The sequence below is a fragment of the Streptomyces sp. NPDC048644 genome, assembly GCF_043199105.1.
Lineage (GTDB): Bacteria > Actinomycetota > Actinomycetes > Streptomycetales > Streptomycetaceae > Streptomyces.
Window position 1 is genome coordinate 48,260 of record NZ_JBICVO010000006.1, and the last position, 26,209, is coordinate 74,468.

Genomic DNA, 26,209 nt, shown 5'->3' on the forward strand with positions numbered 1-26,209 from the left:
CGCAGCACCGCGCAAGCGGGAGCGGCACCAAGGTCCTGTGGAGCAGTTTGGAGTGCTCGCCACCCTGTCAAGGTGGAGGCCGCGGGTTCAAATCCCGTCAGGACCGCAGTTGAACGGCCCGCATCCGATGAGGATGCGGGCCGTTCTGCGTGTGCCGCGCCACCGTTCTTCTCCCCGGCGCCCCCGCCTCTTCCCTGACGGGCATCTTGACGGCGGCCGGTGCCGCCGGTACTCACAGAGGAAGCGTGGGGCCGGGAGGTGCGTGCGATGAGGGCGGCGAAGAGGCACGAGACCAGGGCGCTGCTGCGCGCCCATCTGTCGGCCGCGACGGGCTTTCGACATCTGACCCGGCACTGCCCCGTCTGCCACCGGCTGTTACGGCTCGCCCTGGAGCCGTATGCGGCCCGTTCGGAGGCCGCGGCGCCCTCGCCCGCCCCGGACGCGCCACCGGCGCTCTGCGGGCCGCAGGCGGCGGAGGGCGAAAGTCCCGCGAAGCGGTGACCAAAGGAGCCTTGCCCATCTGCCGTGCGGTGGAAGGCTGGTGACAGGGCGTCGGCCAGAACGCCTCTACCCCAGCGGCAAGGACACCTTCAAGCGCTGCGGCGTGTGACGGGTGTCACCGGACAAGTTTCCCGGAGCGGGGAACTTACCCTCGCCCTACAGCCAGTCAATTTAATATGTGCAATTGCACCACTCCCCGAGGCACTCAAACGAGACCGCCGGGTCTGTGATGGAGACCCCCTGGAGGGCCCCCGGAAGCCCCCTGTGGACGCCGCCGCGACGGTGGCGTGACGGGCAGCCTCCGGGCACCCGGGAGGCCCCGTGGCGCGCGCACAAAAAAGATCGCGCTGGACCCGGCGGAGTCCAGCGCGATCGATGACGTACCCAGATGCTGCGGGTGTGGGCCCGTTGGGGCGGGCGCCGCGTCGTATGGAGCTGTGTGGAGCGTGGTGAAGCGGGTGGAGCCAGTGGTGCTGCACGGGCGTTCTGCGGGTTGGGGGCCCCGAAAACAGCCCGGTTATGCGGTTATTCAGGCCTCGCTGCGCTGCTGCGGGATACCCGCGAGCAGTGCGCGGACCTCAGCCTCGCGGTAACGCCGATGCCCTCCGAGCGTACGGATGGACGTGAGCTTGCCTGCCTTGGCCCAGCGGGTCACCGTCTTCGGGTCCACGCGGAACATCGTGGCAACCTCAGCGGGGGTAAGCAGCGGCTCGGCGTCAGGGGTGCGAGCGGTCATGAGCGGCCTCCTCGGGAGAACCGAACCATCACGGTTCTTTCCTCTAAATTCTGCACCTTGACCCGCGTTGCCCGAAATGGCGGACGCGGGCCGAGTCGGTTATAGGACGAACGGCTTGTCCTCGGCACTACAACTACACCATCTGTCCAGCCACGTCGGCCAAACCGATGGAATTGCCCTCTCAGGTGTTCAACCTCGGCGGAAGCCGATGGACCATGCCATAGCGGACAGTCACGCCACCGTGACGATCAGTCACAAAGTGATCAGGCGTCACTAGACCCCTCAAGGAGCGCAATACCGATCTACCCGCCCATAGTTAGACGGAAGGAGCCCATGTAAGGCTCCTTGTCCTATTTTGGCACGAGGACATAGCTTGCGCGCAAGGCCCGAAGTCAGTGCTTTAGGTCACTGTTGGGGGAATAGCCCGGATCAGGACCTACGTCCTGAGGGGGAAAGCCTACGGGACGAGCGCGTTCCAAGATCATCTCGCAGTTCCGGCGGCGCCGCGCCCCGAAGGCGAGCACTCAGCTGGAGAACTGGAGCTCGCGCACCGACCGCCACCGGTCCGACAGCTTCTCGTACGCGGCGCCGGCCCGCTCGCCGTCGCCCTCACGCAACGCCGCGAGCCCTTCCGCCACTTCCGCAGCCGAACGGTCACCGGCGAGCTGCGCATCGGGCACCGCGTGCACAAGACCGCCGTAATCCAGCTCCACCAGCGAGCGCGGGTGGAATTCCTCAAGCCAGCGCCCCACGTCCACCAGGCCGTCGATCAGCGGCCCCTCCTCCATCGTGTCCCGCAGCGTCCGCAGCCCGCGCGCGACCCGGCGCCGCGCCTGCACCATCGGCGTCCGGTAGCGCAGCAGCGGCCCGTCCTTCCCCTCCCTTTCGTACTCCCGCTCCGCATCGTCGAAGAGGACGAACCAGCGGACCGGAACATGCCAGGTCGCCCCGCGGATCCAGGGCCTGGCGTCCGGGTTGCGCTCCTGCCACTCCTCGTAGTCCGTGGCCGCCTGCCGGCGCACCACCGGGGGCAGCGCGGCGTCCAGCACCGGTGCGGGCAGCAGCTCGGGCAGCTCCTCCAGCGCCTGCCAGCCGCGCAGCCGGGTGCGCCACGGGCAGATGCAGGGCACCTCGTCGACGACCGCGACGAACGCGTCCGCGCTCTCGTGCACCGGGACCGGCACCGGGGGCGTGGGCAGCAGGTCGGCGAGCGCTCTGCGCTGCTCGTCCTGCGCCGTCGGGGTGTCGTCGCGCTTCGCGTACCGCGCCCAGTGGGAGCGCTCCGGCTCCGGGAATGCTGCCAGCGGCTCGTAGACCCGTAGGTATGCCGCATACGGGACCGTCACCGACGACGCCAAGGCCACGCACGCTCCTTCAAAGGGAAGTCCGCCACCGGGATTTGCCGGGGGTGTGTCCTCCCCCGCCCGGCCCGGGATACGGCAAATCGTCGCACGTCCGTCCCCCGCGAGTGGGTGATCCCCGGTACCCGGCCGATCATCGGGCCGCGGAGGTCTTACGCTCTTCCCGACCGGCCCTCCCCACCCGCAGGAGGGCGTCCTCCGCGACCTATGGGAGTCACCACCGTGACCGACGTACGTCCTTCCGCCGTCAGCGTCGACGGCGGCGTGCTGCACACCCTGTTCCGATCGGAGCAGGGCGGCCATGAACAGGTCGTTCTCTGCCAGGACCGCGCCAGCGGCCTCAAGGCCGTGATCGCCGTCCACAACACCGCCCTGGGCCCGGCCCTCGGCGGCACCCGCTTCCACGCCTACGCCTCCGAGGAGGAGGCGGTGCTGGACGCCCTCAACCTCTCGCGCGGGATGTCCTACAAGAACGCGCTCGCCGGTCTCGACCACGGCGGCGGCAAGGCCGTGATCATCGGCGACCCCGACGTGATCAAGACCGAAGAGCTGCTGCTCGCCTACGGACGCGCGGTGGCCTCGCTCGGCGGCCGGTACGTCACCGCGTGCGATGTCGGTACGTACGTCGCGGACATGGACATCGTCGCCAGGACCAACAAGTGGACCACCGGGCGCTCGCCGGAGAACGGCGGCGCGGGCGACTCCTCGGTGCTGACCGCCTTCGGCGTCTTCCAGGGCATGCGGGCATCGGCCCAGCACCTGTGGGGCGACCCGACGCTGCGCGGCCGGAAGGTCGGCGTGGCCGGCGTCGGCAAGGTGGGCCACCACCTCGTCGGGCACCTGCTCCAGGACGGCGCCGACGTGGTCGTCACGGACGTCCGCACCGAGTCGGTCGACCGGATCCGCCGGGCGCACCCGCAGGTCACGGCCGTCGCCGACACCGACGCCCTGATCCGCACGGAGGGTCTGGAGATCTACGCGCCGTGTGCCCTGGGCGGCGCGCTGAACGACGCGTCGGTGCCCGCGCTGACCGCGAAGGTGGTGTGCGGCGCGGCCAACAACCAGCTCGCGCACCCCGGCGTCGAGAAGGACCTCTCCGACCGCGGCATCCTCTACGCCCCCGACTACGTCGTGAACGCGGGCGGCGTCATCCAGGTGGCCGACGAGCTGCACGGTTTTGACTTCGACCGCTGCCGGGACAAGGCGGCGAAGATCTTCGACACCACGCTGGCGATATTCGCTCGTGCGAAGTCGGACGGGATCCCGCCGGCCGCGGCGGCCGACCGGCTGGCCGAACAGCGCATGGCGGAGGCACGGCGCGCCTGACGTCGCCGGGGTGCCTCCAGGCGCTCCGAATGGCCGGAAATCCGGCCTTGCGCGGCCCGCCGCGGGCGGTCGGGGAGACATCCCTCACCACCCGTCGGCGGGTCGCCGTACAGGACAGGTTAAAATCGCAGTTGACCAGCGGGAAAAGGGCGCCTCGCAGGTCATGCCGAGCGGCCGGTGATGCGGGCGACGTACCGTATGGCCGCGGAAGCAGGTACCGTTGAAGCCCTACGGGCCGGTCTCTCCGTCGAGAGTCCGCTCTGAATCATGAACGCGTGTCAAGACTCTGGGGCCATAGAGCCCCGTCATTGAGGGGGTCGACCCATGGGGCGCGGCCGGGCCAAGGCCAAGCAGACAAAGGTCGCCCGCCAGCTGAAGTACAGCAGCGGTGGGACGGATCTCTCACGACTGGCCGACGAGCTGGGTGCATCGCCGTCGAGCCAGCAGCCTCCGAACGGGGAACCGTTCGAGGATGACGAGGACGACGACCCGTACGCACACTACGCGGATCGATACAACAACGACGATGAGGACGAGGGCGACTCGTCCCACCAACGTCGCCGCGCCTGACGACGCACCGCTACCACTTCCGCGGGAAGCCACCCGCGGTCGTCCTGCGGTTTGTTCACCGCTCCACCAGGGCGCGCAGAGCATCTCCACATACCCGGTCCGGGGTTCTCACCTCGGACCGGGTTTTGTGCTGCCCCGGCAGCGGGCGCCTCAGCCGGCGTAGTCACCGGTCAGGGTCACCGCTTCGGTCAGGTCGCCGCGCTCGATGATCTCGCCGCCGACCCAGGCGTCCACGCCGCGGTCGGCCAGGGTGGCCAGCGCGACGTCCACCGAATCCTGGGGGACGACGGCGATCATGCCGACACCCATGTTCAGGGTCTTCTCCAGTTCCAGGCGCTCGACCGCACCGGCCGAGCCGACCAGGTCGAAGACCGCGCCCGGCGTCCAGGTGGCACGGTCGACCGTGGCGTGCAGCCCGTCCGGGATCACCCGGGCGAGGTTGTTGGCCAGACCGCCGCCGGTGATGTGCGAGAAGGCGTGCACGTCGGTGGTGCGGGTGAGCGCCAGGCAGTCCAGCGAGTAGATCTTGGTGGGCTCCAGCAGCTCCTCGCCGAGCGTCCTGCCGAACTCGGGGATCTCCCGGTCCAGGGCCAGGCCCGCGCGGTCGAAGAGGACGTGGCGGACCAGCGAGTACCCGTTGGAGTGAAGTCCGGAGGACGCCATCGCGATCACCGCGTCGCCCGGACGGATACGGTCCGCGCCGAGCACCCGGTCGGCCTCGACGACGCCGGTGCCGGCGCCCGCGACGTCGAACTCGTCCGCGCCCAGCAGCCCGGGGTGCTCCGCGGTCTCGCCGCCGACCAGCGCGCAGCCGGCCAGCACGCAGCCCTCGGCGATGCCCTTGACGATCGCGGCGACCCGCTCCGGGTAGACCTTGCCGACGCAGATGTAGTCGGTCATGAACAGCGGCTCGGCGCCGCAGACCACCAGGTCGTCGACGACCATGCCGACGAGGTCGTGGCCGATGCTGTCGTAGACACCCATCTTGCGGGCGATGTCGACCTTGGTGCCGACGCCGTCGGTGGCCGAGGCCAGCAGCGGGCGCTCGTACCGCTTGAGGGCGGAGGCGTCGAAGAGGCCGGCGAAGCCGCCGAGCCCGCCGACGACCTCGGGGCGGGTGGCCTTCTTCACCCACTCCTTCATGAGGTCGACGGCGCGGTCGCCCGCTTCGATGTCGACGCCCGCTGCCGCGTAGCTGGCGCCGGCGCCCGCGGATCGCGCAGGCTCGGATGACTCAGGAGGCATGGCGCAGAACTTTCGTGTCGTGTGTGTGCGAGCTACGGGCGGCGCAGCGCATCGGCGCCACCGACACCGGCCGTCAGCGTCCCGACCCCGTCCAGGTCCGGCTTGGCCTGACCTGCGGTCTCCGACTCCAGGAGGTGCTTGCCCAGCAGCTCGGGGTCCGGCAGCTCCATCGGGTACACGCCGTCGAAGCAGGCGCGGCAGAGGTTCGGCTTGTCGATGGTGGTGGCCTCGATCATGCCGTCGATGGAGATGTAGGCGAGGGAGTCGGCGCCCAGGGACTTGCCGATCTCGTCCACGCTCAGACCGTTGGCGATCAGCTCCGCGCGGGTGGCGAAGTCGATGCCGAAGAAGCACGGCCACTTGATCGGCGGGGAGGAGATCCGGATGTGGACCTCCTTGGCGCCGGCCTCGCGCAGCATCCGCACCAGGGCGCGCTGGGTGTTGCCGCGGACGATCGAGTCGTCGACGACCACCAGGCGCTTGCCGCGGATGACTTCCTTGAGCGGGTTGAGCTTGAGGCGGATACCGAGCTGGCGGATGGTCTGCGACGGCTGGATGAACGTCCGGCCGACGTAGGAGTTCTTGACCAGACCGGAGCCGTACGGGATCCCGCTGGCCTCGGCGTATCCGACGGCGGCGGGGGTACCGGACTCCGGCGTCGCTATCACCAGGTCGGCGTCGGCCGGCGCCTCGGCGGCCAGCTTGCGGCCCATCTCCACGCGGGAGAGGTAGACGTTGCGGCCTGCGATGTCCGTGTCGGGGCGGGCGAGGTAGACGTACTCGAAGACGCAGCCCTTGGGGCGGGCCTCGGCGAAGCGCGTGGAGCGCAGGCCGTTCTCGTCGATCGCGACCATCTCGCCGGGTTCGATCTCCCGGATGAAGCTGGCGCCGCAGATGTCCAGGGCGGCGGTCTCGGAGGCCACCACCCAGCCGCGCTCCAGGCGGCCGAGCACCAGCGGGCGGATGCCCTGCGGGTCACGGGCCGCGTAGAGCGTGTGCTCGTCCATGAAGCAGAGCGAGAAGGCGCCCATGACCTTCGGGAGGACGCGGGGTGCGGCCTCCTCCACGGTCAGCGGCTTGCCGTCGTCGTCCACCTGGCCGGCCAGCAGGGCCGTCACCAGGTCGGTGTCGTTGGTGGCCGCGACCTGGGTCGCCCGGCCGCCCTCACGGGGCAGCGCGGCGACCAGATCCGCCAGCTCGGCGGTGTTCACCAGGTTGCCGTTGTGGCCGAGCGCGATCGAGCCGTGCGCGGTGGCACGGAACGTCGGCTGGGCGTTCTCCCACACCGAGGCACCGGTGGTGGAGTAGCGGGCATGGCCCACGGCGATGTGGCCCTGGAGGGAGCCGAGCGAAGTCTCGTCGAAGACCTGGGAAACCAGGCCCATGTCCTTGAAGACGAGGATCTGCGAGCCGTTGCTCACTGCGATGCCCGCGGACTCCTGTCCACGGTGCTGCAGCGCGTACAGCCCGAAATAGGTGAGTTTGGCGACCTCTTCACCCGGAGCCCAGACACCGAAGACGCCGCAAGCGTCCTGGGGGCCCTTTTCGCCGGGGAGCAGGTCGTGGCTGAGTCGTCCGTCACCACGTGGCACGTCATTGAGTCTAGGGCAGGACACGGATTCATCCGAACCGGGGATGGGCGGGGATCTGGATGAGTGCATGAACGGGGCATGAAGCGTCCTTGACGCGGCCCCGCCGACCCGGCCAGGATTTCGCGCCATGCAGACCCCGCAGCCCTTGGCGCGCCTGGCCTCCCGCCGGGTGCTTCACCCGGCGCGCCCCCTGGTGCGGCGCCGCCACGTCGACCTCGGTCGGCTGGCCGGCGCGCTCTGTCGCCGCGGCTAGGGACCGCCGCCGCGGGAGCCCGCGGCCCCGCGCGCGTGCACCGCGCCGCCCCCTGTGAGCTGGCCTTTCCCCCGCCGACCCGGCTGCCTTCCCGGTGCCGTGGAGCGGCATCGCCCATCCCCTTTGCGGCACTTGGCGCACTTCGCCTCGCGCGCCCCGTGTGAGATGCGCTACGTGCCGCCCGCCCGCTGCCGCCGCGCCGCTCTGCCGCGCCGCGGCCCGCCCGCCATGACCTGGAGCCCCTTCGATGACCTCCGCCGACCCGTCCCCGACCGATATATCCGACGGCCCCGCGACCGCGCCGGTCTCGCGCCGCGCGTTCGGCGGCCTGGCCGGTGCGGGGGCCGCAGCCGCCGTGGGCGGGCTCGGGTCCTTCACCGCGCTCGCCGGGGCGCCCCGGGCCGCGGCGTCGGAGCCCGCCTTCCGGGAGCGGGAATTCCGTGCCGCGCCCGGCCGGCACGGCCGGCGGCCCAACATCCTCTTCATCCTCGGCGACGACCTGGGCTGGGCCGACCTGTCCTCGTACGGCGCGCCCGGCATCCGGACCCCGCACCTCGACCGGCTCGCCCGCCAGGGAGTCCGCTTCACCCAGGCGTACTCGGGCTCCGCGACCTGCTCCCCCACCCGCTTCTCCCTCTACACGGGCCGCTACCCCGGGCGCACCGCGGGCGGTCTCGCCGAGCCGATCGCCGACCGCACCGTGGGGCTCGACCCCGCGCACCCCACGCTCGCCTCCCTGCTGCGGGACGCGGGCTACGCGACGGCGCTGATCGGCAAGTGGCACTGCGGCTACCTGCCGGACCGCAGCCCCACCAAGTCGGGCTGGGACACCTTCTTCGGGAATCTCGGCGGGGCCCTTGAGTACTACTCGAAGCTCGGGCTCGCCGGGGAGTACGACCTCTACGAGGGCGATGCCACGTACAAGGACCTGCGCTACTACACGCGGATCATCACCGAGCGCGCCGTCGGCTTCGTGACGGACGCGGGGAGGCGGAACGCGGCGGCCGGCCATGCGTCCGGGGGCCGCCCGGCCGGCTCGCCCTGGCTGCTGAACCTGAACTTCACCACGCCCCACTGGCCGTGGATCGCGGACGGCGACGAGGCAGAGAGCGCGGAGATCGTCCGGCGGATCAAGGCGGGTGAGCCGGGCGCGCTCCAGCACCGGGACGGCGGTTCCCTGGGGAAGTACCGGGAGATGGTCGAGGACCTGGACCGGTCGGTGGGTGAGGTGCTGGCCGCGCTGCGGCGCTCCGGCCAGGAGGAGGACACCCTGGTCTTCTTCGCCAGCGACAACGGCGGCGAACGCTGGTCGTACAACTGGCCGCTGACCGGCAACAAGGCGTCCCTCCAGGAGGGCGGCATCCGGGTGCCGACGCTCCTCCGCTGGCCTGCCGGGATCGACGCGGGCCAGGTGAGCCACGAGCCGGTGTTCACGCCGGACTGGACGGCGACCCTGCTGGAGCTCGCGGGCGCCCGCCCGGAGCGCGGGTACCCGCTGGACGGGACGAGCCTGGCCGGCTACCTGCTGCGCGGTGAGCGGATCGCCGAGCGGGATCTGTTCTGGCGGGTGCGCGGCGAGCGGGCGCTGCGGCGCGGCAACTGGAAGTACTACCGGGGCAAGGGCGGGAAGGACCAGCTCTTCGACGTCGTGCACGATCCGCGCGAACAGGCCGACAGGGCGGCTGCCGAACCACAGCTCCTGCGGCGGCTGCGGGCCTCCTGGGAGGCGGTGGACGGGACGCTGCTGGCCTATCCGAAGGAGTGAGGCGGCCGGACCTTCAGCGCCCGAACTCTCAGGCCAGGACCGGGAGTTGGTCACCGATGTCGGCGCGCTCCCCACTGGCCGTGACGGTGGCCGCGGCCAGTTCGTCGGCCCACACCGCCCGTCCGGTGGCCAGCCGGAGCCAGGTCAGCGGGTCGGTCTCGACGACGTTCGGCGGGGTGCCGCGGGTGTGCTTGGGGCCCGCCACGCACTGCACCACCGCGAACGGCGGCACCCGGACCTCGACCGAGCCGCCGGGCGCCTTGACCGCCAGCGCGTCCGCGAGCAGCCGGGTGGCGGTGGCCAGCGCCTGGCGGTCGTAGGGGATCTCGGTGCAGGTCGCCGCCGCCAGATCGTCGGTGTGCACGACCAGCTCCACGCAGCGGGTGACGAGGTAGTCGTCCAGCCGCATGGCGCCCGCCCGGCTCGCCACCAGCCGGTCGTCCGGCGCCTCGGGAAGTATCCCGGCGAGCCGGTCGGCGGCGCGGGCCAGCAGTGCCTCCAGGCCCTGCGGGGTGTCCGGTTCGCCGGTCGCGGCCAGGGCGCGGGTGTCGTCGTCGATTCCTGATGCCGTCGGCGCGGTGGCGGACGGCCAGTCCAGCAGCGCCGTCTCCTGCCGCGCCGGTGCCGGTTCCTCCAGGAGCCGCACCACGCTCCCGACCGCCATCGCCAGATGCGCGACCAGCTCCCGCACCGTCCACCCGCCGAGCCGGGTCGGCAGCGCCAACTGCTCGGCGCTCAGGCCGCGTACGGCCTCGCGGACGTGCGCGAACTGCGCCGTGACGGCGGCCCTGGTCTTGGCCGGGTCGTAACGGCGGGTGCGCGTTTTGCGGGCGGCGGGCGACATGGGAACCAGCGTAGGCGGCACCACTGACAACGGCCCGGCCCCGCCGCCCCGGCCCGGCTCAGCGCCCGGGAATCCCCGCGGGCGCCGCATCGAATGTCTCGCCGTTGTGCGGGACGCCGATGCCGTGCCAGGTGAAGGGGATGCCGTCGGCGGTGTCCGGGTCGGCGGTGCTCATCAGCTGGAAGTGGACGTGCGGCTCGGTGCTGTTGCCGGAGTTGCCGCACTGGCCGAGCGGCTGCCCGCTCCGTACTCGGTCGCCCGCCCTGACGGTGAGCGAGCCGCGCCGGACGTGGGCGTAGAGCGCGTACGTGCCGTCGCCCAGATCGAGGACGACGTGGTTGCCGACGACGGCGCCCGCGCCGCCGAGCGTGCGGAACACGCCCTCGACGACGAAGAGGTACACCAGGGCCGGCCAGGACGTACGGCTGAGGTGGTCGCGGCGGCGGGCGTCGGCGCGTACGACGGTGGCGTCGGCGACGGCGAGCAGCGGTGCGCCGAACGCCGGGAAGTCGGCGTTGCGGCGGGCCGGGGGCCACCAGCCGAAGGCGGGCCTGGCGCCCGGCTCCGGCTCGGCCACGATGTCGATGGCGTAGGTCTGGCCGTACGCCCGGGTGCCGTGGCTCGGGACCTTGTCCGCCGGGCTGTTGAGGGCCGTCCAGCGGCCGGTGACCGGCACGCCGACCGCCACCGCCGCGCGTTCCGGTGCCGCGGCGGCTTCGGTCCCGGCGCGCACCGCCAGGCGGTGGCCGCCGAACACGCACAGCATCCAGAGGCCGAGGGGTATCCAGCCCACCCAGTACGGGACGGTGGCGAAGAAGCCCGCGATGACGACCGCCAGGAACGCGAACAGGCAGGCGCGGGCGGTGTGCTGAAGGAGTTTCCGCAGAGTGGTGGGTGTCATCCGGTTCTGTTCCCCCTGAAGTCGGCCGGGCTCAGTGCCCGGCGGCGGTCAGCATCACCAGGAGCGGCACGACGCGGTCGGCCGGCACTTCGTGGCGCCCACGGGCGGCCGTGCGCAGCCAGCCGGCGGCCGTCAACTGCCGCAGGTGGTGGTAGATCTGGCCGGTGGTGCCCGTCCCGTCGAGCGCGGTGAGTTCGGCGGCGGTGCCGCGCCCGTCGAGCACCGCGCGCAGCAGCCGCAGCCGTACGGGCTGCCCGAGCGCCGCGAAGACGTCGGCCGCGTCCGCCCAGTCGCCGTCCAGCACGGTGTCCGTGGTGAGCGCGTACTGCCACTCGTAGGTCTGCCCAGCCGGGATCCGTACGGCGCCGGTGTACAGCACGCCGCCGTTCTCGGCGCCCAGGCCCGCGAGCTGGGTCTGGAGGCCACGCAGCGCCCACAGTTCGTCCGGGTCGCTTCCGGGGACGGGTGCCGGTTCGGTGCCACCGGCGGCGGGCCGCTCCAGTGCGGCCAGGCGCCGCTCCAGCGCGGCCACCCGCTGTTCGAGATCCATGGGCATGAGATTACGTAATTACGTAAGAACGAACAAGCGGGTATGTGTCGTTAGGTGGTCGTTCGTCGGGCGTCGGCGCAGGTCGGGCCCGATTTCTGTGAAACAGATCACTGCGGGGGCAGGGCGAGGCGCACGGGGATGAGGCACTCAACTCTTGGCATAGTGCGGCGTGTTGTCACACCGAGCTCAGTAGGGATCCCCCCATGCACATACGTCGCACCCTCGCCTTTGTCGCCGTCGCCGGCGCAACGGTGTTCGCCACCGCCGCCTGCGGCCCGGACGGCACCGACGCCGCCGCGCCGAGCGCCGGCAAGAGCGCGAGCTCATCCGCGGACAAGGGCTCGGACGCCGGCGGCGACAGCGGCAGGACCGGCACGCCGTCGAAGGAGGACGGCGCGGGCACGACCGGCGGCTCCGGCGGCAACGGCGGCACGACCGGCACATCGGGCGGCAAGGGCGGCGACAACGCGGCCGACGCCACCTGCTCCACCAGCGGCATGAAGATCGAGGTGGTGAGCACCGGCGGCACCCTGCCGGCCGCCCTCCTCAAGGCCACCAACACCGCCGGCGGCAGCTGCAACCTCTACGGTTTCCCGACCGTCGGGTACTCCGGCGCGCAGTCGGCCATCGGCGCCAACGAGGAGAGCAAGCCCCAGGCCGTGGTGACCCTGTCCCCGGGCAAGTCGGCGTACGCCGCCATCGCCCTCCCGCCGGACGGGAAGAACCTGCACCGCGAGAAGAGCCTCACCGTCGGCCTGAGCGGCAAGGACATGGGCCCGATCGACGGCCAGGCGACGGTCAACGCGCCCGGTGGCGCCGGCCTCGGCATCAGCGACGACACCACCGTCAGCTACTGGCAGGCGGACCAGGCCGCCGCACTCCAGTAGGACGGCCGCCGCGCCGTGTCCCCCACCACGGCGCCACCACGCGAACGGGCCGGTCGCACCAGCGACCGGCCCGTTCGTCGTGTCCGTTCCCGGGCGATTTCGTTCCCAGGCGGATTTCGTTCCTAGGCGATCAGGTTCGGGATCGTCGCCTCGTGCGCGTCCTTCAGCTCGCTCAGCGGGATGCTGAACTGGCCCTGGACGTCGATCTCTTCGCCGTCGATGACGCCGATGCGGGTGGCCGGCAGGCCCCGCGCGCCGCACATGTCCGTGAAGCGCAGCTCCTCGCTGCGCGGCACCGCGACGACCGCACGGCCTGCGGACTCGGAGAAGAGCAGCACGAAGGGGTCGGCGCCGTCCGGCACGACCACCCGCGCGCCCTTGCCGCCCTGGAGGCAGGACTCGACCAGCGCCTGGATCAGGCCGCCGTCGGACAGGTCGTGCGCCGCGTCGACCATGCCGTCGCGGGAGGCCGAGATCAGGATCTCGGCGAGCAGCCGCTCGCGCTCCAGGTCCACCTTCGGCGGCAGTCCGCCCAGGTGGTCGTGGACGACCTGCGACCACGCCGAGCCGCCCAGCTCCTCCTCGGTGTCACCCAGGAGGTAGATGAGGTGACCCTCGTCCGCGAACGCGACCGGGGTGCGGCGGGTGACGTCGTCGATCACACCGAGGACGGCGACCACCGGGGTGGGGTGGATCGCGACGTCGCCTGTCTGGTTGTAGAGCGAGACGTTGCCGCCGGTGACCGGCGTGCCGAGCTGCTGGCAGCCGTCCGCAAGACCGCGGATGGCCTCGGAGAACTGCCACATGACGGCCGGGTCCTCGGGCGAGCCGAAGTTCAGGCAGTCCGAGACGGCGAGCGGCTTGGCACCGGACGTCGCCACGTTGCGGTACGCCTCGGCCAGCGCCAGCTGCGCGCCGGTGTACGGGTCGAGCTTGGCGAAGCGGCCGTTGCCGTCGGTGGCGAGGGCGACGCCGAGGTTGGTCTCCTCGTCGATGCGCACCATGCCGGAGTCCTCGGGCTGGGCGAGCACGGTGTTGCCCTGCACGAAGCGGTCGTACTGGTCGGTGATCCACGCCTTGGACGCCTGGTTCGGGGAGGAGACCAGCCGCAGGACCTGCGCGCGCAGCTCGTCGGCGTTCGCCGGGCGGGCCAGCTTGTTCGCGTCGTCGGCCTGGAGCGCGTCCTGCCAGGACGGGCGGGCCAGCGGGCGCTCGTAGACCGGGCCTTCGTGGGCGACCGTGCGCGGGTCGACGTCGACGATCTTCTCGCCCTTCCAGAAGATCTCCAGCCGGTCGCCGTCGGTCACCTCGCCGACGACCGTCGCGATGACGTCCCACTTCTCGCAGATCTCCAGGAAGCGGGCGACCTTCTCCGGCTCGACCACCGCGCACATGCGCTCCTGCGACTCGCTCATGAGGATTTCCTCGGGCGAGAGGGTGGAGTCGCGCAGCGGGACGTCGTCGAGGACGACGGTCATGCCGCCGGAGCCGTTGGACGCCAGCTCGCTGGTGGCGCAGGAAAGGCCGGCGGCGCCGAAGTCCTGGATGCCGACGACCAGCTTCTCGGCGTACGCCTCCAGGGTGCACTCGATGAGCAGCTTCTCCTGGAAGGGGTCGCCGACCTGGACGGCGGGGCGCTTCGACGGCTTCGCGTCGTCGAAGGTCTCGGAGGCCAGGATGGAGGCGCCGCCGATGCCGTCGCCGCCGGTGCGGGCGCCGTAGAGGATGACCTTGTTGCCGGCGCCCGACGCCTTGGCGAGGTGGATGTCCTCGTGCTTCATCACGCCGATGCATCCGGCGTTGACCAGCGGGTTGCCCTGGTAGCAGGCGTCGAAGACGACCTCGCCGCCGATGTTGGGCAGGCCCAGGCAGTTGCCGTAGCCGCCGATGCCGGAGACGACGCCCGGCAGCACGCGCTTGGTGTCGGGGTGGTCGGCCGCACCGAACCTGAGCGGGTCGACGACCGCGACCGGGCGGGCGCCCATCGCGATGATGTCGCGCACGATGCCGCCGACGCCGGTCGCGGCGCCCTGGTACGGCTCGACGTACGACGGGTGGTTGTGCGACTCCACCTTGAAGGTGACGGCGTAGCCCTGGCCGACGTCGACGACACCGGCGTTCTCGCCGATGCCGACGAGCAGCGCGTCCGTCTCGGGCGCCTTCTCGCCGAACTGGCGGAGGTGGACCTTGCTGGACTTGTACGAGCAGTGCTCGGACCACATGACGGAGTACATGGCCAGCTCGGCGCCGGTCGGGCGGCGGCCGAGGATCTCGCGGACCCGCTCGTACTCGTCCTTCTTCAGGCCCAGTTCGGCCCAGGGCTGCTCGGTGTCCGGCGTCTTCGCGGCGTGCGCGACCGTATCGAGCGTCATGCTGCGACCAACTTCTTGAGAATCGAGGTGAAGAACCCGAGGCCGTCGGTGCCCGCGGTCCCGATGAGCGGCTCGACCGCGTGCTCGGGGTGCGGCATGAGGCCCACGACGTTGCCGGCCTCGTTGGTGATGCCGGCGATGTCACGCTGCGAGCCGTTGGGGTTCACGTCCAGGTAGCGGAACGCGACCCGGCCCTCGGCCTCCAGCATGTCGAGGGTGCGCTCGTCGGCGGTGTAGCGGCCGTCGATGTTCTTCAGGGGAATGTGGATCTCCTGGCCCGCGGAGTAGTCCGCCGTCCAGGCCGTGCCCGCGTTCTCCACCCGCAGCTTCTGCTCACGGCAGACGAAGTGCAGGCTCTCGTTGCGCAGCATCGCGCCGGGCAGCAGGTGGCTCTCGGTGAGCACCTGGAAACCATTGCAGATACCCAGCACCGGCATGCCGCCCCTGGCCTGCTCGATAACGGTCTCCATCACCGGCGAGAAACGGGAGATGGCCCCGGCCCGCAGGTAGTCGCCGTACGAGAATCCGCCGGGCAGCACCACGGCGTCGACCTGCTTGAGGTCCTTGTCGCGGTGCCACAGCGGCACGGCTTCGGCTCCGGCGACGCGGACCGCGCGCTGGGTGTCACGGTCATCGAGCGTGCCGGGGAACGTGACGACGCCGATGCGCGTCATGATCCGGCCCCGTCGACCCGGACGGTGAAGTCTTCGATGACGGTGTTGGCGAGGAAGGTCTCAGCCATCTCGCGGATACGGGCGAGGGCGGCGTCGTCGACCGGTCCCTCCACCTCAAGTTCGAAACGCTTGCCCTGGCGGACGTCGGCGATCCCCTCGAATCCCAGGCGTGGCAGTGCGCGCTGCACCGCCTGCCCCTGCGGGTCGAGGATCTCCGGCTTGAGCATGACGTCGACTACGACGCGTGCCACTGGCACTCCCGGTGGTGTGGTGCGTAAGGCGGTTCCCTCACAGTACCGTGTTCGAAAATCTACGCGAGTAGATATGTGCACGCTCCATCACGGTCCGGTATCAGCGGGAGTGAGCGCCGGGGAAAATCCTCGAAAAGATCTAGAGTCCGGATTGCGGGATGACACGCTGAGAAAATTAACTGGGCTTCACAATGCATTGCCCGTCGCTGTACAAATGAAAAAGCATTGATTCAGATCAGCAGGATCCGGAGCATCACCCCACGTCAACACGGGGCTGCTGCACGAAAGGACCGATATCCGTGGCGCAGCGCGTAGTAGTAACGCTCTCCGATGACATCGACGGAGGAGAAGCCGCAGAGACGGTCGCCTTCGGATTGGACGGGAAGACGTACGAGATCGACCTCAATCCCGCCAATGCGAAGAAACTGCGCGGCGCCCTCGCCCCGTTCGTCGAAGCGGGCCGTAAGCGATCCAAGTCCGGCAAGGCGTACCACCGGACTTCGGTGACCCCCGACCCGGCGGCGGTCCGCGCCTGGGCCCGCTCGCACCAGATGGACGTGCCGCCGCGCGGTCGCATCCCCAAGAAGGTCTACGAGGCGTTCAACGCGGCCAATCACTAACCGACTTGCCGGCCCGCGCGGCCCTCGCACAGCCGACTTGCACTGCACCCCCACTGATCAGTTAGAGTCTGGAGCACGCCGAGGGGCGAGGCCGCAGGGCCGGACCTCACGGAGTCACGCGGGTGTAGCTCAGTAGTAGAGCGCCCCCTTTCCAAGGGGGAGGCGCAGTGTGCAATCCCTGTCACCCGCTCTGACAGTTCTCCGGTCTTTTGGCTCAACGGGCCTTTGGGATCAGGTAGAGTAGCTGTCGCGCCGCTCGGTGAAAGCCGGGTGGATGCCTGCGGACGTAGCTCAGTTGGTAGAGCGCAACCTTGCCAAGGTTGAGGTCGCGAGTTCGAGCCTCGTCGTCCGCTCAGTGAATGAAGACCCCGGTCATTGCGACCGGGGTCTTTGTCGTTCCGTGCGCGAATCGCCGGATCCCTCTTTCGTCCGGCACCTGATGCACCCGGCGTCCGTTCCGTTCGGAGCCGTGGGCTCGCCGTCCGCGGCCTGCGGCCCGCTGTGGTGGTGGACACATCCCCGCCGGGTCGCGCGCGGGCGGCGAAACGGCCGGGGCGGGCCAGCTGCGGTCCGCGCGGCGGGAGTTGGGGCACGGGCGGGTGCGCCGGGCGCGGGCCGGTGCCGCGGGCGGCGGGTCCTGGCGGGCGGTGTCGCCCGGCGGTGCGGCCCGTCGGGGCTCCGGGGTTGGCTATAGTGGTGCCCGCACCGCACAGCGGGGGCCGGAAACGGTCGCCGGATACGGCGCATGCGGACGTAGCTCAGTTGGTAGAGCGCAACCTTGCCAAGGTTGAGGTCGCGAGTTCGAGCCTCGTCGTCCGCTCAGCGAAAAGGCCCCGGCCGGTAGGAATACCGGCCGGGGCCTTTCTGTGTGCTTGCGCGGTCACACCCAGCTGAGGCCGGTGAGGCGCTCGTACGCCTCGATGTACTTGGCGCGGGTGGCGTCGACGATGTCCTGCGGCAGGGCGGGCGGCGGGCGTTCGCCGGTGCGGTCCCAGCCGGAGGCCGGGGAGGTCAGCCAGTCGCGGACGAACTGCTTGTCGAAGGACGGCTGGGCGCGGCCCGGCTGCCACTGGTCGGCGGGCCAGAAGCGGGAGGAGTCCGGGGTGAGCACCTCGTCCGCGAGGGTCAGCCGGTCGTCCTGATAGCCGAACTCGAACTTGGTGTCCGCCAGGATGAGGCCGCGCTCGCGGGCGATGTCGCGGGCCCTGCCGTAGACGGCGAGGGTGGTCTGGCGCAGCTGGGCGGCGACCTCGGGGCCGACCTGGCGGGCGACCTCCTCGTAGGAGACGTTCTCGTCGTGTTCGCCGACGGCGGCCTTGGTCGCCGGGGTGAAGATCGGCGCCGGGAGTTCGGAGCCGTTGGCCAGACCTTCGGGGAGTGCCAGGCCGCAGACCGTACGGGACTCCTCGTACTCGGTGAGGCCGGATCCGGTGAGGTAGCCGCGGGCCACGCACTCGACGGGGACCATCCGCAGGGACTTGCAGACCAGGGTGCGGCCGGCCCAGTCGGCGGGAGCGCCGGCCGGGACGTCGGTGGAGAGCACGTGGTGGGGCGCGAGGTCGGCGAGTTGCTCGAACCACCACAGGGACAGCCGGGTCAGTACGCGGCCCTTGTCCGGGATCTCGGTGGGGAGCACCCAGTCGTAGGCGGAGGTGCGGTCGCTGGCCACCATGACCAGGTCGCCCGCGGCGTTCCGGTAGAGGTCGCGCACCTTGCCGGTGTGGAGGTGGGTGAGCCCCGGCACCTGCACGGGCTCGGGCTTTTCTACGAAACCGGACACGCTGCCTCCGCGTAGGTTGATCCAGGGGTCGTGCCGATTCTCCCGTATGCCGGGGTCCGGCGGTGCCTCAGGGTCGGGTGCCGTGGCGCGCGACGGTGGCGAGCGAGAGTGCGGCCAGGGCCGCGACGCCGGTGAGGATCGCCTGCGGCGACCAGAAGCGGGTGAGCACGGTGATCGCGTACGGGGTACAGAAGCCCAGGTAGCACAGCGCCCAGAAGCGGGCGGTGAGGCGGGCCAGGCCGTGCGGCGGGGCGAGGGCGGCGACCTCGGTGAGGCCGTACGCCACGCACAGGCCGTAGCCGCCGCCGATCAGGGCCGCCGCCGCCAGCGCCACCGCGGGCTGGGTGTGGGCCACCGCGAGCGCGGCGACCAGCAGGCCGACGGCGATGGCGGCGAGTCCGCACAGTGCGGTGGCGATGCGGTGCCGGGCGGCGAGGCGGCGGGCGAGCGGGGCGACCAGGAGGCCGGCGCCGGGGGTGACGGCGGTGGTGATGCCCGCGTAGACCGTGCGCCAGCCGTCCAGGTGGGTGTCGACCAGGCCGGGGAGGGTGGCGAAGGCGATGGTGGGGGCGGCGAAGACCCAGGGGGCGACGGGGACCACGAGGCGGCGGAAGACCCTGGCGGCGGCGGGTGACGCGGGGGCGGCCGAGTGCTTCGGGGCGGTGGTCGCCGGCGCCCTGGGGGTGGCGGTTTCCGGGGCGCCCGTCGCGCTGAGGGCGGCCGTGGCGGCCAGGAGGAGGTGCGGGACGTACGCCAGGACCATGGGGTGCGGGGCCCATTGGGCGATGACGGATGCGGCCAGGCCGCCGGAGGCGAAGCCGGCGGAGAGGAAGAGGCCGGAGCGGCGGGCGGCGGCTCCCGGGGTGGGGGCCGTGCCGTGCGGCGCGGACGAGAGTTCCTTGATCCAGACGCTGCCCGCGGTGAGCAGGGCGCCGGCGCCGAGTCCGGTGAGGAAGCGGCCGGGCCACAGCAGCCACGCGTTGAGGGGGCCGGCCATCAGCAGGCAGGTCGCGACGACGGAGACGGCGAGCGAGACGAAGGCGACGGGGCGGCGGCCGTGCCGGTCCGCGGCCGGGCCACCCAGGAGGAGGCCGGGGATCAGGCCGAGTACGTAGACGCCGAAGAGCCCGGTGGTGGTGGCGTCGGTCAGGCCCAGGTCGGAGCGGTAGGCACCGAGGAGGGCGGAGAACTGGTTGGCGCTCCAGCCGGACGCGGTCATCAGCCAGCCCGCGCGCAGCCAGTGGCGGCGGGCGGTTGCCGGGGTGTGCGGGGACGCCGGGGAAGCCTGCGGTAGGGCGGGGGCGGCGGTCCTGGGGTGCTGCGTGGTCATGAAGGACGTTGTACGGGCCCGGCGGGGTCCGGCGCCGCCCGCGTTCAGGAATCGTGAACGGCCCGGGGCACCGGCAGGTGGCGGGAATTATCGTGGGTGTATGGATCTGCGGCGGCTGGCTTCGTTCTTGGCGGTGGTCGAGGAGGGGCACTTCGGCCGGGCGGCGTCGCGGCTGTTCCTGTCGCCGGCCGCGGTGACCGGGCACATCCAGCAGCTGGAGCGGGAGTTCGGCACCCGGCTGCTCGACCGTGGCGGCGGCCGGGCGGTGCCGACCACCGCGGGGCGGCGGCTGGCCTCGCACGCCAGGACCCTGCTGGCCGCGGCGGACGCGGCGATGGAGGACGTGTCCGAGGCCGCCCGCGAGGTGACGGCACCGCACGGCCTGCGGGTCGGGGTGATGGGGCACGGTTCCGCCGAGGTGACCCCGGCGGCCGTCAACGCCTTCCGCAGGGCCAGGCCCGACGTGCCGGTCCATCTGGTGCAGCTGAATTTCACCGAGCACTGCAGCGCGCTGCGCGAGAGGCGCGTGGACGTGGCGTTCGTCCGTCCCGCGGTCGAGGCCGACGGCATCGAGGTGGACGTGCTGACGACCGAGCGCCGGATCGTGGGGGTCTCGGCGGCTTCGGTGTTCGCGGACGCCGTCCAGGAGGGGCTGCGCGTCGCCGACATCATCGACCTGCCGTATCTGCGGCTGCCCCGGCACACGCCGCGTCCTTTCACCGACTACCTGTACTTCGACGCGGGCGAACGGCGCGCGCCCGACTGCGCGTTGACCCCGCAGGACGTGCTGACGAGCATCGCCGCGGGGCGCGGTGCGGGCTCGGGGCTCGCGTCCTTCGCCCGGTACTACCCCTGGCCCGGCACGGTGTACGTGCCGGTGCTTGACGCGCCCCCGGCGCAGAGCGTGCTGGCGACCCGTACCGGCGATCCCCACCCGGAGGTGCGGATCTTCCGGGCGCTGACGGTGGCGCTGGCGCGGGAGTTGGGGCCGTACGCGGAGGCCGGGCCCGGGTGAGGCGCGGGCCGGCCGGGGCTCTGGCGGGTCAGTCGCGCTTGCAGATCCGGTCGAGGAGGTTGGCCGTGGCGCGCTGGATGCGGGGGTCGATGTGCCCGGGGCGGTCCAGCGCGGGTGACCAGGCGAACGTCCCGGAGGCGAAGACCAGGGCGCCACTGGGGGCGCGGTAGAGCGAGGTCTCCTGATGGCGCCTGGCGCCCTCGGAGTCCCGGTACGGGGAGTGGGCGAGCAGGATGCGCTGGGTGTGCTCGGGCAGGCTGGTGCGCGGGAAGTAGCGGTCGGCCTCGCCCGCGACCAGGTCGGCGAGCTGATCGCCTTCGTGGGCGCCGGTGGCCTCCCACAGCCAGTGTCCGCCGTTGCGGACGACGAGGGGTGCGGGCTCGGGCACCCGGCCCGCGTACTGGATGCCCATCAGCCGCTGCTCGGGGTCGCCCGCGTCGCGCCAGAGGGCGGGGCGTCCTGGGCCCTGGCGCTTGCGGCAGCTGAGCAGGGATTCGGAGCCCGAGGGCGAAGGGGAGAGTTCGACCTTCCAGTACATGGTGTTGGCGGACAGGAAGACCAGGGACGTGCCGCCGTCGCGGGCGCGCTCGACGGTGCGGCGCATGGGCTGCGACCAGTACTCGTCGTGGCCGGGGAAGACCAGGCCGCGGTAGCGGGAGGGGTCGACGCGTCCGGCGTGCAGGTCGCGGGCGTCGGCGTAGGCCAGGTCGTAGCCGTAGCGCTCGGCCCAGCGGATGAAGTCGTAGGCGTGGCCGACGTGCAGGGGCAGTCCTGCGCCCGCGTACGGGCGGTCGAAGGAGACGGTGGTGGCGGCGTCCTGCTCACCCAGGAGCGCGCCCTTCTCGTCCCAGGCGTGGTAGAGGCTGGCGCCGGTGTGCCCGTCCTCGGGGTAGAGGTTGTACGCCTGCCAGGTGATGTCGGGCAGGAGCAGCAGGAGGTCGGCGGGGTGGTCGTCGCGGACCGTGAAGGGGATGTGACTGCGGTAGCCGTCGGCGGTGGTGAGGACGGCGACGTACGCGCCGAGGTTCCAGTACTCGGGTACGTGCAGGCGCCAGGACAGCCACCAGTGGTGGCAGGAGACCGTGCGCTCGGCGGCGAGCGGGGCGGGCTGGACGATGCCGGAGAGCCGCGGGCTGGTGGTGATCTTGAAGGCGCCGGCGCCGCCGTAGTGGCCGATGCGGTAGATGTCGATGCTGAAGGGCTGGGGCGGGTCCACGGAGACCCGGAAGTCGATGGCCTCGCCCGGGGCGACCGCGCCGGTGGAGGCGAAGCCCTTGATCTGGCGGTGGACGTCGTCGGCGGTGCGGGGGCCGTTGTGCTTGCGCGGCGGCGGCACCCGCAGGTCGCCCTGTGCGACGGCCGGGTCGACGTACCAGGGCACGACGTGTCCGGAGTCGAAGTAGTTCTCGCTGCCGCGCAGCCAGGGCAGTGGTCCCTGTCCGAACGGGTCCGTGACCGCGTGGGCGAGGGCGCCTGATTCCCAGCGCCTGATCTGATCCGTCCCCACCATCCGCTCCCCTCCGCGTCCCCCGTGGGCCTGGCCGGCCGTGTCCGTGTGCCGCGGTGTTCCGCAGCGGGCCGTCTCCGCAGGGCTTGTGTGCAGTACGTCTGCGCGCGTGCGGGGGCGGCTCCACCGTGTTCACCCGAACAAACGCGGCCGTTCCCAGCACATCACATTAAGCACCCACTTCGTCACCCTTCGTCGCGAATTCAACGACACAGACCACCGAAACGTGAACGGAATGGGCACATTCATCCGCACGAGGCGGTGAACAGCGCGGAAGCGGGCGGGCGCGAGGAACGTGCGTACGAACCGGCGGGGCTCCGACGGGTGGGCGGGGCGGAGCGGCGGGGACGCGGCGCGGGGACGGCGGCGCGGGTGGCGGGCGCGGGCCCGGGGCGAAGGCCGGCCGGGACGTGGCGGGCCGGGGGCCTCGGAGGCCGTCCGGCCCTGACGTGGTGCCTGGCCGTGGCGGGTGCCGGGCCCCGTACGGGGTGGTGCGCGTACGGGCGGGGCGTCACACCAGGCGGACCGGCTTCTCCGGGCGTACGCCGACGGCGGTGAGCCAGTCGCGGAGCGGTTCGGCGTCGCCCTCATCGACCAGGCTGCGGACCGGGCTGCCGAAGTCGGCGCGGCGGGCGCCGTCCACCAGGAGGGCCGGGCCGTCCAGCCAGTCCAGGCCGGGGGCGGCGCCCGCGGTGTCCACGGCGGCGCAGCAGACCATCGCGGTGACGTGCTCGGCGAGCAGTTCGCGGTCCGTGCGCGGCGGCTGGAGCGGGAACAGCGGGAGGCCGCCGTCGGCCAGACCGTCGCCCCAGGACACGTCGGGCGGTGTCTCCTGTGCGGCGGGGCCGCGGGCGGCCTGCCGGGCGGCTTCCTCGTGTTCCTCGCGTTCCAGTTCCTCGCCCAGCCGGGCGGCGACCAGATCGCCGGCCAGGTCGTCGTGGGCCAGCCGGTCGATGACCCGCGCCAGCGTCGGTCCGCCGGCGGGCCTGCGGGCGGTCGCGGTGCCGCCCGCGCGGGCGGGGGCGGTCACGGCGCCCGGCCGGCCTGCCGGGCCCACGGCGGTGCTGCCCGAGCCCGCGGCCTGGGCTGCCGCGGCCGGGCGGACGGCCTCTCCGGGCAGGGTTCCCGGCACGGACCTGGCTGTCGCTCCCGGCAGCGGCCGGCCGGCGCCCGCCATGGCGCCGCGGGTGCGCTCGCCCTGTGCCTCGTCCGTGGCGGGCAGGTCGTCCAGGACGCGGTGCAGCCGGGCGGCCTCCAGGCGCCAGGTGCGGTCCACGACCTCTGCCGGGTACTGGCTCCAGTCGACCGGGGACCAGTCGGGGCCCGCTCCGGTGGGGCCGCCGTGGAAGAGCCGGGCGGCCAGCAGGGAGGCGGCGCTGTCGACGGCGCCCGGCTCCTCCAGGAGATCGCAGGCGGGGCGTTCGCCGAGCCGGGCGGTGAAGCCGTCGGCGAGGCGGTCGCGGCGGGAGAGTTCGGTGAGCGCGCAGACCACGCCCACGTCCAGGCAGGAGGGCCAGCGGCCCAGGCGCCAGGCGGGCAGTGCCACGCGGGTCAGCAGCCGGTCCCAGCCCGCGTACGCCAGGCCGACCTGTTCCTGGGCGACCGTGCGCAGGCCGTGATCGATGGCCTGGGCTCGTTCGGATGCGGCGGCGGCCACGCCCCGCTCCATGATCGTGGCGTGCTCGCGGCAGGCCCGCAGCATCAGCCGGGCGGCCCGGCCGACGAAGCGGAGCGCCGGGGCGCGCAGGCCCTTGGCGCGCGCCGAGACCGCTACGGCGGCGTCCAGGCCACGGATGAAGCGGCGGGCCGCGGCTATGTCGGGGTCGGCGGAGGGGCTGGTGCCCGCCACCACCGGGGCGAGCAGGGCGCGCAGCTCGCCGACCCGCATCCACCACAGGAACGGTGACCCGATGACCAGCACCGGCGCCGCCGGGGACCGCCGCGGACCGCGCCGGGGCGGGCCGTGCGCGCGGTGCGTGCGGTCCTCCAGCCAGCTGTCGCAGTCCGGGGTGAGCGCTATCGCGGACGGCGCCGGGACGTCGAGGGTGTCGGCGAGGTCGCGGACGAGGCGGTAGAGGTCGGGCGCCGCTCGCTCACTGACCGGCACGGAGGGGCTGAGCGCCGGTCTCGCCCCGCTGATGACCGCGCCGACCAGGGCCGCGAGCAGCAGCACCAGCAGCGCGACGCCGCTCACCGCCAGGCGCGCGATGCCCCAGCCTGAGCCCGCAGCCGCGTCCGGGCCGCCGAGATGGCCCGTGGCGCCGCCGACGAGCAGGACCACCGCCGCGGCGGCGGGCAGCACGGCCGCGCCCAGCGCCACGCTGCGGATGCGCAGCACGGCGAGTGCGCGGGACCGCGCCGCAAGAGCGCCGACGCCTGTTTCCGGATCAGCCACGAGCCTGCACACCCCCTGCTGTCCTGCGTGGAGACGGACGGAGAGATCACGGGACGGGAAATGACGAGACTGCGGGGAGCTCGCCACGCATCCGGCGTGCGCGGACGCCTGCCGGAGTCATTGCTCGCTCCCCCACCACTGTGGCACCGGCCACTGACATCGCAATGCCGGTGACCCACTTGCCGGACGCCACCGTGGCCACCGCACCGGATTCCGGCACCACGGCCACAGGACGCTTGCGCGGCACCCTAGTTGGGGGTTCGGCTCCCGTCAGCCGGAAGTCGTACCGGTCACTCGATGGAATGGCTTTGGGTAAAGCCGGGAACCCGAGCCCGCGGCACCCGCCGGGCCACACGAAAACGCACGAAGGCCCCGATAACACGCCATGACCTGACGTGCCACCGGGGCCGCTGCCCGTGTGGGGACGGCTACGCCTGCCCGGCCCCGCCGTCCGCCGCCGCCTTGGCCGCGATGTCCGTGCGGTGCTGGGATCCGTCCAGCGAGATCCGGCCGACGGCGCGGTAGGCGCGCTCGCGGGCGATGCCGAGGTCGGCGCCGGTCGCGGTCACGGACAGCACCCGGCCGCCCGCGCTGAGTACCGCGCCCGACGCGTCCTGCCGGGTGCCCGCGTGCAGCACGTACGCCTCGGGGGCGTCCTGCGCCGCGACGTCCGCGAGGCCGTCGATGGGGTCTCCGGTGCGCGGGGTGTCCGGGTAGTTGTGCGAGGCGATGACGACGGTGACCGCCGCGTCCTCGCTCCAGCGCAGCGGCGGGAGGGCGGCCAGGGTGCCGGTCGCCGCGGCGTGCAGCAGTCCGGCCAGCGGTGTCTTGAGGCGGGCGAGGACGACCTGGGTCTCCGGGTCGCCGAAGCGCGCGTTGAACTCGATCACGCGCACGCCGCGCGAGGTGATCGCGAGGCCCGCGTAGAGCAGCCCGGAGAACGGGGTGCCGCGGCGGCGCAGCTCGTCGACGGTGGGCTGCAGGACGGTGTCCATGACCTCGTCGACCAGCTTCGGGTCGGCCCACGGCAGCGGGCTGTACGCGCCCATGCCGCCGGTGTTCGGGCCCGCGTCGCCGTCGTAGGCGCGCTTGAAGTCCTGGGCGGGCCGCAGGGGGACGACGGTCTCGCCGTCGGTGACCGCGAAGAGGGAGACCTCAGGGCCGTCGAGGAACTCCTCGATGACCGCCCGGCCGCCGTCCGCGGCGTCGCGGCGCTGCGCCACGCAGGCCAGGGCGTGCGCGCGGGCCGCGTCGACGTCGCCGGTGACGACGACGCCCTTGCCGGCCGCGAGCCCGTCGTCCTTGACGACGTACGGAGCGCCGAAGGCGTCCAGCGCGGTGTCGATCTCTTCGGGGGTGGTGCAGACGTAGCTGCGCGCGGTCGGGACGGCCGCGGCGGCCATCACGTCCTTGGCGAACGCCTTGGAGCCCTCCAGCTGGGCTGCCTGGGCGGACGGGCCGAAGACCGGGATGCCGCGGGCGCGCACCGCGTCGGCGACCCCCGCCACCAGCGGGGCTTCGGGTCCGACGACGACCAGATCGGCCTCCAGACCGGAGGCGAGTTCGGCGACGGCCCGGCCGTCGAGGGCATTGACCCCGTGCAGTTCGGCCACCTCGGCGATACCGGCGTTGCCGGGAGCGCAGTGCAGCGCGGTGACGTCGGGGTCGAGGGACAGGGAGCGGCACAGGGCGTGTTCGCGGGCGCCGCCGCCGATGACGAGGACCTTCACGGGG

Annotated in this window: 23 protein-coding genes and 4 tRNA genes; 12 read left to right on the forward strand and 15 right to left on the reverse strand. The window is 72.2% G+C overall.

Annotation, left to right across the window (positions count from 1 at the left end):
• Positions 1-31 precede the first annotated feature (31 nt).
• Together ACGFNI_RS15270 and ACGFNI_RS15275 are read left to right on the forward strand one after the other, a co-directional pair.
• Positions 32-106, forward strand: a tRNA-Asp gene (locus ACGFNI_RS15270).
• A gap of 161 nt (positions 107-267) precedes the next feature.
• Positions 268-501 (forward strand): DUF6274 family protein, encoded by a 234-nt coding sequence (locus ACGFNI_RS15275; RefSeq protein ID WP_393683973.1) that lies wholly within the window; start codon positions 268-270, stop codon positions 499-501.
• 529 nt (positions 502-1,030) lie between these two features.
• Here ACGFNI_RS15275 and bldC read toward each other — a convergent pair.
• A complete protein-coding gene (bldC, locus tag ACGFNI_RS15280) occupies positions 1,031-1,237 on the reverse strand; it encodes a developmental transcriptional regulator BldC (RefSeq protein WP_003949541.1) in 207 nt (68 codons plus the stop codon).
• Between the two features lie 524 nt (positions 1,238-1,761).
• Entirely contained in the window at positions 1,762-2,601 is an 840-nt protein-coding gene (locus ACGFNI_RS15285; RefSeq protein ID WP_393683975.1) for a hypothetical protein, read from the reverse strand.
• 204 nt (positions 2,602-2,805) lie between these two features.
• Here ACGFNI_RS15285 and ACGFNI_RS15290 point away from each other — a divergent pair, with 204 nt between their 5' ends.
• Entirely contained in the window at positions 2,806-3,924 is a 1,119-nt protein-coding gene (locus ACGFNI_RS15290) for a Leu/Phe/Val dehydrogenase (protein WP_393683977.1), read from the forward strand.
• 324 nt (positions 3,925-4,248) lie between these two features.
• The gene (locus tag ACGFNI_RS15295) at positions 4,249-4,494 is read left to right on the forward strand and encodes a DUF3073 domain-containing protein (RefSeq protein WP_393683979.1); all 246 of its coding nucleotides are present in this window, start codon (positions 4,249-4,251) and stop codon (positions 4,492-4,494) included.
• Positions 4,495-4,644: 150 nt separating this feature from the next.
• On the opposite strand, the gene purM is transcribed toward ACGFNI_RS15295, so the two are convergent.
• Positions 4,645-5,739 (reverse strand): phosphoribosylformylglycinamidine cyclo-ligase, encoded by a 1,095-nt coding sequence (gene purM / locus ACGFNI_RS15300; RefSeq protein ID WP_393683981.1) that lies wholly within the window; start codon positions 5,737-5,739, stop codon positions 4,645-4,647.
• Positions 5,740-5,771: 32 nt separating this feature from the next.
• On the reverse strand, positions 5,772-7,331 hold the full coding sequence (purF, locus tag ACGFNI_RS15305) for an amidophosphoribosyltransferase (RefSeq protein WP_393683983.1): 1,560 nt from the start codon (positions 7,329-7,331) through the stop codon (positions 5,772-5,774).
• 127 nt (positions 7,332-7,458) lie between these two features.
• On the opposite strand from purF, the gene ACGFNI_RS15310 reads away from it, so the two are divergent.
• The gene (locus ACGFNI_RS15310) at positions 7,459-7,584 is read left to right on the forward strand and encodes a putative leader peptide (protein ID WP_393683985.1); all 126 of its coding nucleotides are present in this window, start codon (positions 7,459-7,461) and stop codon (positions 7,582-7,584) included.
• Between the two features lie 247 nt (positions 7,585-7,831).
• Complete coding sequence (locus ACGFNI_RS15315; RefSeq protein ID WP_393683987.1) at positions 7,832-9,349, forward strand: sulfatase; 1,518 nt, start codon at positions 7,832-7,834, stop codon at positions 9,347-9,349.
• Positions 9,350-9,377: 28 nt separating this feature from the next.
• On the opposite strand, the gene ACGFNI_RS15320 is transcribed toward ACGFNI_RS15315, so the two are convergent.
• Genes ACGFNI_RS15320 through ACGFNI_RS15330 form a run of 3 tightly spaced genes read right to left on the reverse strand, consistent with a single transcriptional unit; the run spans position 9,378 to position 11,644 of the window.
• Complete coding sequence (locus tag ACGFNI_RS15320) at positions 9,378-10,193, reverse strand: sterol carrier family protein (protein ID WP_393683989.1); 816 nt, start codon at positions 10,191-10,193, stop codon at positions 9,378-9,380.
• Positions 10,194-10,251: 58 nt separating this feature from the next.
• Positions 10,252-11,094 carry a peptidoglycan DD-metalloendopeptidase family protein gene (locus tag ACGFNI_RS15325; RefSeq protein WP_393683991.1) on the reverse strand — a complete coding sequence of 281 codons (843 nt, stop codon included), beginning with the start codon at positions 11,092-11,094 and terminating at the stop codon, positions 10,252-10,254.
• Positions 11,095-11,125: 31 nt separating this feature from the next.
• The gene (locus ACGFNI_RS15330) at positions 11,126-11,644 is read right to left on the reverse strand and encodes an ArsR/SmtB family transcription factor (protein WP_393683993.1); all 519 of its coding nucleotides are present in this window, start codon (positions 11,642-11,644) and stop codon (positions 11,126-11,128) included.
• Positions 11,645-11,847: 203 nt separating this feature from the next.
• Between ACGFNI_RS15330 and ACGFNI_RS15335 the strand changes: the two genes are divergently transcribed.
• A complete protein-coding gene (locus ACGFNI_RS15335) occupies positions 11,848-12,531 on the forward strand; it encodes a DUF4232 domain-containing protein (RefSeq protein WP_393683995.1) in 684 nt (227 codons plus the stop codon).
• Between the two features lie 122 nt (positions 12,532-12,653).
• Here ACGFNI_RS15335 and purL read toward each other — a convergent pair whose 3' ends face one another.
• Genes purL through purS form a run of 3 tightly spaced genes read right to left on the reverse strand, consistent with a single transcriptional unit; the run spans position 12,654 to position 15,828 of the window.
• Positions 12,654-14,903: a phosphoribosylformylglycinamidine synthase subunit PurL gene (gene purL / locus ACGFNI_RS15340; RefSeq protein WP_393683997.1), complete on the reverse strand. Its 2,250-nt coding sequence runs from the start codon at positions 14,901-14,903 to the stop codon at positions 12,654-12,656.
• Positions 14,900-15,580: a phosphoribosylformylglycinamidine synthase subunit PurQ gene (gene purQ / locus ACGFNI_RS15345; RefSeq protein WP_227049535.1), complete on the reverse strand. Its 681-nt coding sequence runs from the start codon at positions 15,578-15,580 to the stop codon at positions 14,900-14,902. The genes purL and purQ overlap by 4 nt, the downstream gene beginning before the upstream one ends.
• Positions 15,574-15,828, reverse strand: a complete 255-nt coding sequence (purS, locus tag ACGFNI_RS15350) for a phosphoribosylformylglycinamidine synthase subunit PurS (protein WP_393683999.1) — start codon at positions 15,826-15,828, stop codon at positions 15,574-15,576. The genes purQ and purS overlap by 7 nt, the downstream gene beginning before the upstream one ends.
• A gap of 299 nt (positions 15,829-16,127) precedes the next feature.
• Here purS and ACGFNI_RS15355 point away from each other — a divergent pair, with 299 nt between their 5' ends.
• From ACGFNI_RS15355 to ACGFNI_RS15370, 4 genes are all read left to right on the forward strand, one after another.
• On the forward strand, positions 16,128-16,448 hold the full coding sequence (locus ACGFNI_RS15355; RefSeq protein WP_393684001.1) for an Lsr2 family protein: 321 nt from the start codon (positions 16,128-16,130) through the stop codon (positions 16,446-16,448).
• 118 nt (positions 16,449-16,566) lie between these two features.
• A tRNA-Gly gene (locus tag ACGFNI_RS15360) sits at positions 16,567-16,638 on the forward strand.
• Between the two features lie 90 nt (positions 16,639-16,728).
• Positions 16,729-16,801 (forward strand) — tRNA-Gly (locus ACGFNI_RS15365).
• Positions 16,802-17,195: 394 nt separating this feature from the next.
• Positions 17,196-17,268 (forward strand) — tRNA-Gly (locus ACGFNI_RS15370).
• Positions 17,269-17,328: 60 nt separating this feature from the next.
• Here the strand turns inward: ACGFNI_RS15370 and ACGFNI_RS15375 are convergent.
• Together ACGFNI_RS15375 and ACGFNI_RS15380 are read right to left on the reverse strand one after the other, a co-directional pair.
• Positions 17,329-18,228: a phosphoribosylaminoimidazolesuccinocarboxamide synthase gene (locus ACGFNI_RS15375; protein WP_393684003.1), complete on the reverse strand. Its 900-nt coding sequence runs from the start codon at positions 18,226-18,228 to the stop codon at positions 17,329-17,331.
• A gap of 67 nt (positions 18,229-18,295) precedes the next feature.
• On the reverse strand, positions 18,296-19,558 hold the full coding sequence (locus tag ACGFNI_RS15380; RefSeq protein WP_393684005.1) for an MFS transporter: 1,263 nt from the start codon (positions 19,556-19,558) through the stop codon (positions 18,296-18,298).
• A 100-nt stretch (positions 19,559-19,658) separates the two neighbouring features.
• Here ACGFNI_RS15380 and ACGFNI_RS15385 point away from each other — a divergent pair, with 100 nt between their 5' ends.
• Positions 19,659-20,573, forward strand: a complete 915-nt coding sequence (locus ACGFNI_RS15385; RefSeq protein ID WP_393684007.1) for a LysR family transcriptional regulator — start codon at positions 19,659-19,661, stop codon at positions 20,571-20,573.
• A 28-nt stretch (positions 20,574-20,601) separates the two neighbouring features.
• On the opposite strand, the gene ACGFNI_RS15390 is transcribed toward ACGFNI_RS15385, so the two are convergent.
• The 3 genes from ACGFNI_RS15390 to purD all read right to left on the reverse strand — a co-directional run bounded on the left by ACGFNI_RS15390 (position 20,602) and on the right by purD (position 26,205).
• Positions 20,602-22,080: a N,N-dimethylformamidase beta subunit family domain-containing protein gene (locus ACGFNI_RS15390; RefSeq protein WP_393684631.1), complete on the reverse strand. Its 1,479-nt coding sequence runs from the start codon at positions 22,078-22,080 to the stop codon at positions 20,602-20,604.
• Positions 22,081-22,591: 511 nt separating this feature from the next.
• Complete coding sequence (locus ACGFNI_RS15395; protein ID WP_393684009.1) at positions 22,592-24,475, reverse strand: hypothetical protein; 1,884 nt, start codon at positions 24,473-24,475, stop codon at positions 22,592-22,594.
• A gap of 428 nt (positions 24,476-24,903) precedes the next feature.
• Positions 24,904-26,205, reverse strand: a complete 1,302-nt coding sequence (gene purD / locus ACGFNI_RS15400; protein ID WP_393684011.1) for a phosphoribosylamine--glycine ligase — start codon at positions 26,203-26,205, stop codon at positions 24,904-24,906.
• Positions 26,206-26,209 lie beyond the last annotated feature (4 nt).